Annotated in this window: 13 protein-coding genes; 5 read left to right on the top strand and 8 right to left on the bottom strand. The window is 71.2% G+C overall.

Features of this window, described 5'->3' with window-relative positions; all coding sequences use genetic code 11:
* Positions 1 to 3: 3 nt before the first annotated feature.
* The 3 genes from BLQ63_RS07480 to BLQ63_RS07470 form a co-directional block, all read right to left on the bottom strand.
* On the bottom strand, positions 4 to 774 hold the full coding sequence (locus BLQ63_RS07480) for a hypothetical protein (RefSeq protein ID WP_091031070.1): 771 nt from the start codon (positions 772 to 774) through the stop codon (positions 4 to 6).
* Between the two features lie 199 nt (positions 775 to 973).
* Entirely contained in the window at positions 974 to 2,152 is a 1,179-nt protein-coding gene (locus BLQ63_RS07475) for a class I SAM-dependent RNA methyltransferase (RefSeq protein WP_091031067.1), read from the bottom strand.
* Between the two features lie 303 nt (positions 2,153 to 2,455).
* Positions 2,456 to 4,429, bottom strand: coding sequence for an APC family permease (locus BLQ63_RS07470; RefSeq protein ID WP_091031063.1), 1,974 nt, complete (start codon positions 4,427 to 4,429; stop codon positions 2,456 to 2,458).
* Between the two features lie 338 nt (positions 4,430 to 4,767).
* On the opposite strand from BLQ63_RS07470, the gene BLQ63_RS07465 reads away from it, so the two are divergent.
* The 4 genes from BLQ63_RS07465 to BLQ63_RS07450 all read left to right on the top strand — a co-directional run bounded on the left by BLQ63_RS07465 (position 4,768) and on the right by BLQ63_RS07450 (position 8,583).
* Positions 4,768 to 5,436, top strand: a complete 669-nt coding sequence (locus BLQ63_RS07465; protein ID WP_091031059.1) for an NAD-binding protein — start codon at positions 4,768 to 4,770, stop codon at positions 5,434 to 5,436.
* Positions 5,433 to 6,098 carry a potassium channel family protein gene (locus BLQ63_RS07460; RefSeq protein ID WP_091031056.1) on the top strand — a complete coding sequence of 222 codons (666 nt, stop codon included), beginning with the start codon at positions 5,433 to 5,435 and terminating at the stop codon, positions 6,096 to 6,098. Before BLQ63_RS07465 ends, BLQ63_RS07460 begins: the two co-directional genes overlap by 4 nt.
* A gap of 96 nt (positions 6,099 to 6,194) precedes the next feature.
* On the top strand, positions 6,195 to 7,253 hold the full coding sequence (locus tag BLQ63_RS07455) for a lytic polysaccharide monooxygenase (RefSeq protein ID WP_177154821.1): 1,059 nt from the start codon (positions 6,195 to 6,197) through the stop codon (positions 7,251 to 7,253).
* Between the two features lie 184 nt (positions 7,254 to 7,437).
* On the top strand, positions 7,438 to 8,583 hold the full coding sequence (locus BLQ63_RS07450; RefSeq protein ID WP_218125117.1) for a lytic polysaccharide monooxygenase: 1,146 nt from the start codon (positions 7,438 to 7,440) through the stop codon (positions 8,581 to 8,583).
* Between the two features lie 59 nt (positions 8,584 to 8,642).
* Here BLQ63_RS07450 and BLQ63_RS07445 read toward each other — a convergent pair whose 3' ends face one another.
* Genes BLQ63_RS07445 through dut form a run of 4 tightly spaced genes read right to left on the bottom strand, consistent with a single transcriptional unit; the run spans position 8,643 to position 11,023 of the window.
* Entirely contained in the window at positions 8,643 to 9,359 is a 717-nt protein-coding gene (locus BLQ63_RS07445) for a DUF3159 domain-containing protein (protein ID WP_091031051.1), read from the bottom strand.
* Positions 9,360 to 9,392: 33 nt separating this feature from the next.
* A complete protein-coding gene (locus tag BLQ63_RS07440; protein ID WP_218125116.1) occupies positions 9,393 to 9,770 on the bottom strand; it encodes an OB-fold nucleic acid binding domain-containing protein in 378 nt (125 codons plus the stop codon).
* 25 nt (positions 9,771 to 9,795) lie between these two features.
* Complete coding sequence (locus BLQ63_RS07435; RefSeq protein ID WP_177154820.1) at positions 9,796 to 10,539, bottom strand: DUF3710 domain-containing protein; 744 nt, start codon at positions 10,537 to 10,539, stop codon at positions 9,796 to 9,798.
* Positions 10,532 to 11,023 (bottom strand): dUTP diphosphatase, encoded by a 492-nt coding sequence (gene dut / locus BLQ63_RS07430; RefSeq protein ID WP_091031042.1) that lies wholly within the window; start codon positions 11,021 to 11,023, stop codon positions 10,532 to 10,534. The genes BLQ63_RS07435 and dut overlap by 8 nt, the downstream gene beginning before the upstream one ends.
* Positions 11,024 to 11,239: 216 nt before the next feature.
* On the opposite strand from dut, the gene BLQ63_RS07425 reads away from it, so the two are divergent.
* Entirely contained in the window at positions 11,240 to 11,740 is a 501-nt protein-coding gene (locus BLQ63_RS07425) for a DUF3093 domain-containing protein (protein ID WP_218125115.1), read from the top strand.
* A gap of 69 nt (positions 11,741 to 11,809) precedes the next feature.
* Here the strand turns inward: BLQ63_RS07425 and BLQ63_RS07420 are convergent, their stop codons facing one another.
* On the bottom strand, positions 11,810 to 12,106 hold the full coding sequence (locus BLQ63_RS07420; RefSeq protein ID WP_091031036.1) for a DUF4193 domain-containing protein: 297 nt from the start codon (positions 12,104 to 12,106) through the stop codon (positions 11,810 to 11,812).
* Positions 12,107 to 12,306 lie beyond the last annotated feature (200 nt).

Genomic DNA, 12,306 nt, shown 5'->3' with positions numbered 1-12,306 from the left:
CCGTCAGGGGCGCGGCGGCCATCCGGTCGCGGCGGGGCCCTGGCCGTCGGCGGCGGGCGGCTGCGGGGCGGCGGGCGGCGGGACGTCGCGCCACACGGGCTGCTGCGGCGCCTGCTGCTGCGCGTTCGGGTGCTGGTCGGGGATCTTGCGCGGCCAGTTGCCGGGGCGGTCGTTCAGCCACGCGCGCACCGGCTTCGTGTAGAGCAGGGCGAGGATCAGGAGCACGGTGAGGATCTGGACGGCGCCGGGGATGACCTTCAGGATGCTGAAGGCCCCGAGGAGGCCGTTCAGGCCGAGGACGCCGAGTCCGATGTAGATGCTCTTGCGCGGGTCCTGGAACCCGAAGCGGCCCAGCTCTTCCTTCGCGACGGCCCAGATGAGGACGAGGCAGGCGGCGGCGACGACCAGTCCGAAGACGAGGCCGCCGACGAGCAGGAACGAGAAGACCGCGAACGCGAAGATCGCGGTGGTCAGCGACATGAGGAGCAGGACCACGGTGGCGGCCAGGTGGATCCACAGGAGTTGGAGGATCCAGGTGACCTGCCGGGGGCGCTCTTTGCTCGCGGTGATGCCCCAGCGCTCGGCGAACGTGGGCGGGGGCGGCAGGACCGGGCCGGTCGGGGTGCCGAAGGTCGCGTAGGGGTTGTGCGGCTGGTACTGGAACGAGAGCGGCGCCGGCCGGCCGGGCTGCGCGGCGGGACCGGGCGGCGGCCCGGCGGGCTGCGGCGCCCGGCCGGGGTCGGCGGGTCCGGATGCATAGGGAGAGTTGGTCATCGATCGGCTCCGAGCGGGGCGGTAAGGTGCCGCATCACGCTACCGCATCGCGCGGACGCGAACATCGGTCACATCGGAGCGACACTGAAAGTGTCGCACTCCGGACGTAGGGTTAAGAATAGGGGTCCCCCTGGGGGACATTTCACCGCAAAGCCATTCGTTGTCCCGCAAAGCGGGTCTTCGTGCTCGTCGCGCGGCGTCAGTCGACCGGTTCGAACAGGGCGATGGTCTCGAAGTGCTGGGTCATCGGGAACGCGTCGAAGGCGCGGAGGCGCTTGAGCTCGTAGCCCTCGATCGCGAGGTCGCTCGCGTCCCGCGCCAGCGCGCCCGCGTCGCAGGCCACGTAGCAGATCGCCCGCGGCCGGGCCTCGCCGAGCGCGACCACGACCTCCGGGCCCGCGCCGCTGCGCGGCGGGTCCAGGACCACGAGGTCGACCGAGCCGAGGTCGGGCACGATCGCCGCCACGTCGCCTTCGATCGCCCCGGCGTTCTTGAACGCGGCGAGGTTCGCGGCGGTGCGCGAGGAGGCCGCGTTCTCGATCGCGACCACGCGGCCGGTCTCGCCGACGGCCTCGGACAGGCCCGAGGCGAACAGTCCGGCGCCGGCGTACAGGTCCCACGCGGACTCGCCTTCGCGCGGCTGGAGGAATTCCAGCGCGCAGGCCAGGAACGCGGGCGCGGCGGCGGGGTGGACCTGCCAGAAGCCGTCGAAGCCGATCTCGAACTCGTGCCCGTCGACGGTCTGGTGGACCTGCTTGGGGCCGCTCTTGTGGTGCGGGCGGGCGGTGCGGCGCAGCTGGGTGTAGACCGCGAGCTGGTCGTCGTCGGCGTCGACGACGCCCACGGCGCCCATGCCGTCCCACTTCAGGGTGAGCACGTCGGATTCGCGGATGCGCTCGGTGGCGATGGAGCACTTGTCGATCGGGATGATGTCGTGCGACTTGTGGGCGCGCAGGCCCGGCCGCCCGGACGGGTCGACCGCGTACTGCATCCTGGTGCGCCAGCCGAGCGCGCCCTCACTCCACGGCAGCTCTTCGACCTCGACGTCCTCGAGGAGTTTCGGGTCCATGCCGCCGATGCGGGTGAGCTGGTCGAACAGGACCTTCGCCTTGAGGCGGCGCTGGGACTCGGGGGTGGCGTGCTGGAAGTCGCAGCCGCCGCACTTGCCGGGGCCCGCGAAGGCGCAGGGCGGCTCGACGCGGTCGGGCGAGGCCTCGATGACCTCGACGGCGTCGGCGAACGCGAAGCGCTTCTTGCGCTCGTTGATCTCGATGCGGACGGTCTCGCCGGGCAGGGCGTGGCGGACGAAGTAGACCTCGCCGTCGACGCGGGCCACGCAGTGGCCTCCCGCGGCGACGTCTCCAACGGTGACGATCATTCGTCCTCATCCTCAAGCACTCGGCGTTCGGGCAGTTCGGTGTTCGGGTGGTGCGGTGTTCAGGTGATGCGGGGTTCGGGCGGTGCGGTGTTCGGCGGGCCCGGCCCGGCCTTTTCGGGCCGCACGCCAGGATACGGCCCGCTCCGGGCCGGATCGCGACTTACCACGCAGGTGTGACATCGCGGTCCGGGGCCCCAGAGCGACCGTATCCGGTCGGACCGACAGTGAGCGCAGCTCACGGCCTCGCAGCGGCGGGCTCATGCAAGGCTCCGGTCGACGAGGCGCTGCCCCGACCGGCGGTGCTCAGCGGTGGATGCGGCGCAGCGGGGGCGGTTCGGTGCTCTCGCCGAGGATCCACGGCACGATGCAGATCATCACGCCCGGCTCGTACTTCAGCTGCCGGCGGATCGCCTTGGTCGTCTGGTTGTGCAGCAGATTGGCCGCCCAGTTGAAGTACACGCGCCGCACCCGGCCCTTCTGGCGCCCCTGGCCGACCACGAACTCCGGCAGGTACACCGTGACCACGTCGCGCGGGCCGTCGCGGCGCAGCTCCTTCACGTAGTCCACGATCGGCCCCGTGATCTCCCGGTACGGCGAGTCGACCACCGTCAGCGGCACCTTGAAGCCCCGCCGCTCCCATTCGGCGAGGAGCTGGCGCGACGCCGCCGCGTCCACGTTCACCGTCAGCGCCGTGATCGTGTCCGGCCTCGCGGCCCTGGCGTAGGCCAGCATTCGCACCAGCGGCAGGTTCACGCGGGAGGTGAGCACGACCGCGTGGCTGCGCGCGGGCAGGCGCGGCTTCCCCGGCGGCAGCTCGATCTCCTCGCGCACGGCCGTGTAGTGGCGCGAGATGAACAGCATCAGCAGGTAGCAGCCGCCGATGATGAGCACCGCGACCCACCCGCCCGCCCCGGAGTCGGCCACGACCACGATCGCGAGCACGGCCCCGCACGCGAGCGCCGCGGCCAGCGCGGTGGCGCGGGCGCGGTGCGCCCGGGCCCGGCGGGCGGGGTCGCGTTCGACGTCGAGCACGCCGCGCCAGTGGCGGACCATCGCGGCGTGGGCCAGGACCATCGAGAGGAAGACGCCGACGATGTACAGGTCCATGAGGTCGTGGGCGCCGCCCCCGAAGAGCAGGACCAGGAGTGCGGCGGCGACGGCGAGGATGAGGATGCCGTTGGAGTAGACGAGGCGGTCGCCGCGCTTGTGGAGCTGGCGCGGCAGGAGCGAGTCGCCGGCGAAGACGGAGGCGAGCTGCGGGAAGCCGACGAACGCGGTGTTGGCGGCGAGGAGCAGGACGCCGGCGGTGGCGAGCATGATCGGCCACAGGGCGGCGGGCGAGGCGTCGAAGGCGGTCTCGGTGAGCTGGGCGATGAGCGGGTGGGCGAGGTAGTCGGCGGGGCCGGGCCGCGCGGAGGACTGTGCGCCGGTGAGGTGGGCGAGGACGACGATGCCGATGAAGAGGACGAGGGTGGTGCCGCCGACGGTGGTGATCGCGGCGGCGGCGTTGCGTCCGCGCGGGGGGCGGAAGAAGCGGACGCGGGTCGTGAACGTCTCGATGCCGGTGACGGCGACGGATCCGGCGGCGAAGGCCCTGGCGCACAGGACGAGCAGTGCGGCGGAGGTCCATTCGCGGGGGTCGGCGGTCTCGTGGTCGGCGGAGGCGGCGATGAGGTCGTCGCCGGCGGCGATGCGGGTGAGGCCGACGATGAGGAGTGCGGCCATGCCGGCGACGAACGCGACGGTGACGGCGGCGGCGAGGCGTCCTGAGACGCGCAGGCCGCGGAGGTTGTAGGCGGCGAGGAGTGCGATGGCGGCGACGGCGATCCATTCGCGCCAGGGGTGGAGGGCGGGCCAGAGCGCGTCGAGGGCCGCGACGGCGGCGGCGACCGATACGGCGACGGTGAGGATGTAGTCGAGGACGAGCGCGGCGGCGGCGAGGCGTCCGGCGCGGGGCCCGAAGTTCGCGGCGACGACCCGGTAGTCGCCGCCGCCGCCCGGGTAGGCCTGGACGGTGTAGCGGTAGGAGGCGATGACGGCGGCCATGACGACGGCGACGGCCAGTCCGGTCCAGATGGAGAAGGCGTAGGCGGCGGTGCCGGCGGCGCCGAGGACGAGGAAGACCTGCTCGGGGGCGTAGGCGACGGAGGAGATCGGATTGACCGCGAGCAGGGGGATGGCGTAGCGCTTGGAGAGCGTCAGCGAGGGCCGGCGGTGCCCTGAGGCGAACGGCTCGCCGACGAGCAGCCGTTTGAAGACGGACAGGGACCGGGTCACGGCCGTAGCGTATCGCCCGGTCCGACGCGGCGGGCGGCATGTCGCGGCAGGGGCCGGTGGCGGTCGGCCCCGGCCGCGGACCGGCTTCGGGCGGTCAGTTCTTCACGGCCGCTTCGGCGGTGACGGCGCCGAGGCGGGTGCGTCGGGAGGGGAGGGGGTGGCGTCCGTGGCCCGTGGGCGCTCCTTTGTGGCCGGGGGTCGATGGCCGGAGGCGGTCCGCTCTGCGTCCCGGTGGGGCGGACGGTCTTCGCCGCGGAGGGGAGTCGATGCGTCGGGAGCGGGGCGGCGGCCCGCGCGGTATGGTCACGTCGTCGGCGTTGGGAATGGGGTGGATCCGAGTGCACGTGGTGATCATGGGGTGCGGGCGCGTGGGTTCGTCCCTGGCGCGCAGCCTGGCCGAGCGCGGGCACACGGTCGGGATCATCGACCAGAACCCGAAGGCGTTCCGGCGGCTCGGCCCCGATTTCGACGAGACGACCGTGCGCGGGGTCGGCTTCGACCGAGAGGTCCTGGCGAAGGCGGGGATCAACCGCGCCGACGCGTTCGTCTCGGTGTCCTCGGGCGACAACTCGAACATCATCGCGGCGCGGGTGGCGCGCGAGAACTACGGCGTCCCGAAGGTCATCGCGCGCATCTACGATCCGCAGCGGGCCACGGTCTACGAGCGGTTGGGCATTCCGACGGTGGCGACGGTGCGGTGGACGGCAGACCGGCTCATGCGCCATCTGCTGCCCGAGGACCAGGAGCCGCTGTGGCGGGACCCGACGGCGTCGCTGTCGATGGTCGAGGTGTCGTGCGACGAGGGCTGGTACGGGCTCGCGCTGTCGGCGCTGGAGCAGGCCACCGGGCACCGGGTCGCGTACGTGACGCGGTTCGGGCGCGCGACGCTGCCGACGGCGTCGACGGTGCTCCAGGACGGCGACCAGGTGTACATGCTGGTGGCCGACGGGGACCGGGCGAAGATCCGGCAGATCGCGGGCGCCGCCCCGCAGGGAGGTGCCGCATGAGGGTCGCCATCGCAGGGGCCGGGAACGTGGGCCGGTCGATCGCCGCCGAGCTGGTCGGCAACGGCCATCAGGTGCTCCTGATCGAGCGGGACCCCGATTCGATGCGGCCCGAGCGGGTCCCGGACGCCGAATGGCTGCTCGCGGACGCGTGCGAGCTGGAGAACCTGCGCCAGGCGCACCTGGAGGGCTGCGACGTGGCGGTCGCGGCGACCGGCGACGACAAGGTGAACCTGGTGGTGAGCCTGTTGTCGAAGACCGAGTTCGCGGTGCCGCGGGTGGTCGCGCGGGTCAACCGGGCCGAGAACGAGTGGCTGTTCAACGAGGAGTGGGGCGTGGACGTCTCGGTCTCCAAGCCGCGGCTGCTGGCCGCGCTCGTGGAGGAGGCCGTGAGCGTCGGCGACCTGGTGCGCCTGCTGACCTTCCGCCAGTCCCAGGCGAACCTGGTGGAGATCACGCTGCCGCTGGAGGCCCCGCACGTGGGCAAGCGGGTCGCCGAGGTGCCGCTGCCGCACGACTGCGCGCTGGTGGCGATCATCCGGGGCCGGCGCGTCATCGCCCCGACGCCCGACGACACCCTCGAATCGGGCGACGAGCTCGTGTTCGTGTGCCATGAGGACGCCGAGGAGGCCACGCGCTCGGTGATCCTGGGCAAGCGCCGCTGAGGGTCGCGGGGCGAAAGGGCGCATCCGGACTTTACAGGCGGACCCGATCACGATACATTGATGCGTATCAATTTCTTTCGAATTGGGAGCGCTTCCATGTTCACGAAGTCCCGACATCGCGTCAGAAACGCGATCGTCCTCCTCGCCGCGATAGCGGCCGCGGGCGCCTCGGCGTTCTTCTTCATCCAGCCGGCCGCCGGCCACGGCACCGCCACGAGCCCCCCGTCCCGGCAGTACAGCTGCTGGGAGCGCTGGGGCGACGACCACCTCAACCCCGACATGGGCGACACCGACCCCATGTGCCAGCAGGCCTGGCAGGCCAACCCCAACACCATGTGGAACTGGAACGGGCTCCTGCGCGAGGGGATGGCGGGCCAGCACGAGACGCGCATCCCCGACAACCAGCTCTGCTCGGGCGGACGGGCCGAAGGCGGCCGCTACAACTCCCTCGACGCCGCCGGCGCCTGGCACACGACGCCGCTCGAGAACAACTTCAACCTCCACTACGAGGACACCGCCGTCCACGGCGGCGACTACTACTGGGTGTACGTGTCCAGGCAGGGCTACGACGCCACCACCGACTCGCTCGACTGGGCCGACCTCGAACGGGTCGTCTCCACCGGCGTCTACGAGCCCGGCGAGGCCGTCGACATCCCCGTGAGCGCCCCCGGGCGCACCGGACGGCACATCGTCTACGTGGTCTGGCAGGCCAGCCACATCGACCAGGCCTTCTACTCCTGCTCGGACGTGTGGTTCGGCGAGGGCGGCCCCAGCGAGGAGCCGACCGACCCGACCGATCCCCCCACCGACCCGACGGACCCGCCCACGGACCCGACCGATCCCCCGGCCGACCTGAGCTGCGCGGCGACGACCTCGGTCAACAGCTGGGGCTCGGGCGCCACCGTCACGGTCACCGTGGCGAACACCGGCACCCGGACCGTCCACGCGTGGATGCTCCACTGGGCCTGGCTGGCGAACTCGAACGTCACGGTGAGCAACACCTGGAACGCCGAGTACTCCAACATGGGCACCTCTGAGATGTTCGAACCCGTCGGATGGAACCAGACCATCGAACCGGGCAACACGATCTCGTTCGGCTTCAACGTCAACGGCGCGCTCAGTTCGATGCCCGAGATGGACTGCCTCGCCTCCTAGGCGGATCCCCTCGGAACGCGGTCCCGGCACCGGCAGCCGGGACCGCGTTCGCGTTCCCGCGGCGGGCACCTGCGAGGAGTTCGATTGGTCGGGTATTGAAAATAACGCCGCCGATGTTCACTAGCGCGCTCTATCCAGGTTATATTGAAATAACTCAATGTTCCTATGTGTTGGGAGCGCTATCATGATCAATGTCAAACGCTTCGGCCTCCACCGGCTCGACCCGCCCCGGCGCGGCGCCCGCCGCATGAGCGTCCGCAGCCTCATCGTCCTCGTCGCCGCGCTGTTCGCGGCCGGCACGGCGGCAGTGCTGTTCATCCAGCCCGCCTCCAGCCACGGCACCTCCATCGCCCAGCCCTCGCGCCACTACAGCTGCTGGGAGCGCTGGGGCTCGGACTTCCAGAACCCGGACATGGCCACCGAGGACCCGATGTGCTGGGCCGCATGGCAGAACGACACCAACGCCATGTGGAACTGGAACGGCCTCTACCGCGAGCAGGTCGGCGGCAACCACCAGGCCGCCGTCCCCGACAACCAGCTGTGCAGCGGCGGCCAGACGGGCGGCACCCGGTACGCGGCCCTCGACACGCCGGGCCCGTGGAAGACCACCCAGGTGAACGCGAACTTCACGTTCACCAACTGGGACCAGGCCAACCACGGCGCCGACTACTACCGCATCTACGTCACCAGGCAGGGGTACAACGCCCAGACGGACGCACTCGACTGGGCGGACCTCGAACTCGTGAGAGACACCGGCGACATCGACCCCGGCGTCGGGCGCACCCCGCCCACCGGCGGCGGCACCCTCGTCGACATCCCCGTCGCCGCGCCCAACCGCACCGGCCACCACGTCGTGTACATGATCTGGCAGGCCAGCCACCAGGACCAGACGTTCTACGCGTGCTCCGACGTCTGGTTCGGCTCGGGCCAGCCCAGCGGCGACCCGACCACGACGCCGGGCGAGCCCACGGACGACCCGACCAGCGACGACCCGACCGACGAGCCCACCACAGGCGGACCCGGCAACGGCTACGCGTGCGCCGCGACCGCCACGGTCAACAGCTGGGGCTCGGGGGCCACGGTCACCGTGAAGGTCGCCAACACCGGCAGCCAGGCCATCCACAACTGGATGCTCCACTGGAAGTGGGCGAGCACCGGGGTGACGGTGGCGAACATCTGGAACGCCGAGCATTCGACCATGGGCGACATGGAGATGGCCGAGCCGGCGGGCTGGAACCAGTCGATCGCGGTCGGCGGCTCGATCGAGTTCGGATTCAACGTCTCCGGATCGGTCGGCGGAGCACCCGCGTTCGAGTGCCTCCCGAGTTAGCCGGCGGACACGGAAGCGACGCGGAGCCGAGGCTCCGCGCCGCTTCCCGCTACAAGTCCTTAAGCGGGCGCCGTCTCGGCGTCCGCTTCGACGGTCCGCATGCGGCGTCGCACCGCCCAGATCGTCAGCGCCGTCAGCGCGATCGTGACCGGCCACCCGCCGAAGAGGGTCACCAGGCCCAGCGCGTTCTCGGCGTCGATGCGCCACAGCCAGATCCGCAGGGCGTTCTTGGCGATGAACACGATCCCCCACAGGATCGTGATCCGGCTGAGGACGTCGACCAGCGGCTTGTTGTCCCGCCACTCCTTCTTGCCGCCCTGGGCGACCACGGCGTAGATCCAGCCGATGATCGGGTGGCGGATGAGCGCCGAGACGATGAGCAGCACGCCGTAGATCGCGCCCTGGATGATCCCGGGCAGGTAGAAGTCGCGCGCGTCCGTCGAGCGCCAGGCCAGGAATGCGCCCAGCGCGATGCCGAACAGGCCGTTGAGCGCGTGGCGGATCGGCTCCTTGCGCATCGCGCGCCAGGCCGCGATCCCCAGCGCGCTGGCGGCGGAGAAGATGATCGCCCACTGGAGGCCGCTGAGCGGCCCCATCTGATCGGGCAGGATCGGGTTGAGCACCACGAACAGGGTGATCGGCACGGCGGCCTCGACCACGCCCTTGACGCCGCCGAGCTGCTGCGAGAGCTGCTCGGTGAACGGCGGCAGCTCGTCGTCGTCCCTGGCCTCGCCGGGATCGGGGTCCGGCTTGCGTGTCGGCGTCTCGGTGCTCAATGCGGGCCTTCCAGTTCGTCGGCTGGTCCGCGCTCAGGGGCGCAGTTCGTAGGTCGGGTTGTAGATGACGAGGCGTCCGTCGCCCAGCTGGGCCACGCGGCCGCGAGCGACGAGCCTGGTACCGGCCTCCAGGCCCACGATACGCCGTCGGCCCATCCAGACCAATGCGACCTGACCGGTGCCGTCGAACAACTCGGCCTCCACCGAGGGCGAGCGCCCGTCGGTGCGCAGCACCACGGTCTTGAGGCGGCCGGCGACCACGGCGAGCTCGCGGGCCCGCACCTGGTCGATCGGCGCCGCGCCCAGATCCGACTCGCGCCGGATCTCCTCGGCGAACAGCTCCTGGGAGGGCACGGCGAGGCGCCTGAGCCAGCCCTGGAGACGCCGGGAGCCCGTTCCGGCCTCGCGCACCGCCCGCGCCATGTCGCGTCGGCGCTTACCGCTTGGGACGCGGCGAGGGTTTGCGGCGCACCTGCGGCTTGGGGGTGTCCCCGGCCGCGATGATGGCGCGGTTGCCGTCGCCGCCCTCGGCCTTGCGCTGGGCGATGCGGGCGGCGGCCTCCTCGGCCATCTTCGGCGGGAGCTTCAGCGGCAGGGGCTCGCGCACCGGCATCGCGGTCGATCCGCGGTCGATGACGAGGTTGCGCAGCGCCTCGTCGAGTTCGGGGGCGGCCGACTCGTCGAGGGCGCGCTGGCCCTGGAAGGTGGCCTGCACGAACCAGCGGGGGCCGTCGAGGCCGCAGAAGCGCACCGAGTTGGTGCCCTTCTTGGAGGCGACCTTGGCGATGAGCTCGGTGCCCCAGCGGCCCTCGACCTCTTCGACCTGCCCGCCCTGGCCGGTGACCTGGGCGGTGAGCTCCTGGCGGAACTCGGGCCAGATGCCCTCGCTGCGGGGCGCGGCGCGCACGAGCAGTTGGAGCGCGGAGGAGCCGGTGGTCAGCAGGACCTGGCTGATGTTGCCCTTGGCGTCGGTCTGCGCCTGGAAGCCCACGCCCTTGGGGACGGGCAGGCGGATCGCTCCCAGGTCGATGCGCCGGATGTCGTCCTCGGGGGCGTCGGCGACGTCGTAGGGGCCCTCGGTGACCTCGTGCTCGTACTCTTCGCCGCTCTCGGCCAAAGAGTCGAGGACCGCGCCCTCGGCGGGACGCTGCTTCTTCGACGACCGTCGCCGCTTAAACACGTTCGCTCTCCTCTGCAAGTCGGCGGTGCCCGCCGGTGGAACCGTGGCCGCTCGCGCCGCGCTGCGTCGGCGCGAGGTCGTCGACCTCGGTGAAACGGGCTCGCACAACCGGTTGGACTACCAATTGTGCGACACGGTCTCCGCGTTCGATGACGGCGGTCCGCTCCGGGTCGAGGTTCACGAGGTTGATCTTGATCTCGCCGCGGTATCCGGCGTCGATCGTGCCGGGGGCGTTGACGATGGTGACGCCGAGCCGGTGGGCCAGTCCCGAGCGCGGATTGGTGTAGCCGACGTGCCCGTCGGGGATCGCCACGGCCACGCCGGTGCCCACGAGCGCCCGCTGGCCGGGGGCGAGCTCGACGCCTTCGGCGGCGTAGAGGTCGGCGCCGGCGTCGCCGGGGTGGGCGTACGCGGGCAGCGGCAGGCCGGGGTCGAGCCGCCGGATGGCGACCGGGACTTCAGCGCCGTTGGCGTCGGTGCTCATCGTCGATGGTTCCTCTCACTCGCACGGGCGAGCCGATGGGCCTCGCCGAGACTCTGCAAATTTACGGCTTCGCCCCGGCTTCCACCGTCACGGTGACCGCGCGGCTCGGTATGCGTTCGCCGAGCCCGCAAATTTACGGCTCCGCCCCGGCTTCCACCGTCACTGTCGCCGTACGGCCCGGTATGCGTTCGCCGAGCCGGGGTTATGGTCTCAGATATGAGGAGTGGGGAACGGTACGCCGAGCGCATGACGCTGCCATTGGCGGGATGGCTGGCCGTGATCGTCATTGCGGTGATCGCCGCGGCCCTGTCCAACCTGGGCGACATGCGCTGGTGGCGGGTGACCGCGAGTCTGGTGATCCTGGTCGCGCCCGTCGTGGGCGCGTGGTGGCTGAGCCGCCTGCGGGTGAGCGTGGTCGAGGCCGACGGCGAGGTGTGGCTCCACGTCGACGACGCGATGCTGCCGATGTCGGCGGTCGCCGAGATCGAGGTCCTGGAGCCGGTCGCGTACTCCGACGCCCTGGGCGTCGCCCTGCACCCGCTGACGTTCGTCGTCCAGCGGCCGTGGATCAACCGCGGCTTGCGGATCGTCCTGGACGACCCCGAGGATCCGACCCCGTCGTGGGTCATCGCCTCCCGGCGCCCCGAGCGGCTCCGGGACGCCCTGGCGCCAGCGCTCGAAGGCCGCTCAGCGTCCCCCAGCGGCCCGCGGGGCTGACCCCGGACAGCGAGACGGCCCGCGGGCGGACCCGCGAGCCGTGCGCCGTCTGAGGGGTTCGTTCAGTGCCTACGCGCAGTCCTTGCAGATGGGCTGCCCGTTCTTCTCCTTGGCGAACTGGCTGCGGTGGTGGACCAGGAAGCAGCTGGAGCATCGGAACTCGTCCTGCTGCATCGGCAGGACCTTGACCGAAAGCTCCTCGTCGCCGAGGTCGGCGCCGGGCAGCTCGAAGTTCTCGGCCACCTCGGCTTCGTCGACGTCCACCGACCCCGATTGATCGGTCCGGCCCTTGGCGAGGGCCTCGATGCCGTCGGGGCCGGTGTTCTCTTCCTTGTCCCGGCGCGGGGCGTCGTAGTCGGTTGCCATCGTTTTCCACTCCCATTGGTTGCTTCTGTGGTTCCGGAACCTAGCGCGACGGGTGCCGCTGGAGTGCTTGGGTGACACAGCGGCTCGGCTCGGGTTCCTGGCGGGTTCGGTTCCGTCCCTGCAGGCGGCGTACCTTACCGCGTGCAGTCCATTCCTATACACGATGCCCCTCGCTTTTTCATCCCTATTGTGGCGAAGAA

Source organism: Glycomyces harbinensis, from assembly GCF_900101745.1.
Classification (GTDB): Bacteria; Actinomycetota; Actinomycetes; order Mycobacteriales; family Micromonosporaceae; genus Glycomyces; species Glycomyces harbinensis.
The sequence above is the reverse complement of the archived record's forward strand: the minus strand, read 5'-3'. Positions and strand labels throughout refer to the sequence as shown.